Below are 392 nucleotides of genomic sequence, written 5' to 3'. Positions count from 1 at the left end.
TGTCGTTGGTCAGCACGTTGCCGCTCGCAACCACACCACCCGAACCATTGGCGACACCACCCTTCTCCGTCGCGTCCCCCGCATCGGCAACTGCCGTCGGCGTCGTGTTCGGTGTTGTCGATGCCGGACGGAAGACCACATCGGCATAGTAATTGGCGGCGTTGTAGGTGGCATTCGGGAAAATGCCAGTGGTGGCGGATCCGCCATAGGTGTATACGCCGTTGCCGCTGGCTGTCGCCGTCAGCGGGCCGCTGGTCACTGTGGCGGTAAAGAAATTGTTGGTTGCCACGTAGGCACCAGTCGTGTGGTACGAGGCGACATACGTGGTGTTTGCGGTAATGGTGACGGGCGTCGTGAAGTTCACCGTCTGCCAGCCGCTCGCCGTGGTGTTG

1 protein-coding gene is annotated in these 392 nt (G+C 61.5%); it reads right to left on the bottom strand.

Going from position 1 to position 392, the window contains the following annotated elements; translation table 11 throughout:
* Positions 1-392, bottom strand: a 392-nt coding sequence (locus ACMUVN_RS33290) for a DUF4082 domain-containing protein (protein WP_414816054.1), incomplete at both ends; no start/stop codon positions are given.

The organism is Rhizobium sp. IY2, assembly GCF_047532935.1.
GTDB lineage: Bacteria > Pseudomonadota > Alphaproteobacteria > Rhizobiales > Rhizobiaceae > Rhizobium > Rhizobium anhuiense.
The sequence above is the reverse complement of the archived record's forward strand: the minus strand, read 5'-3'. Positions and strand labels throughout refer to the sequence as shown.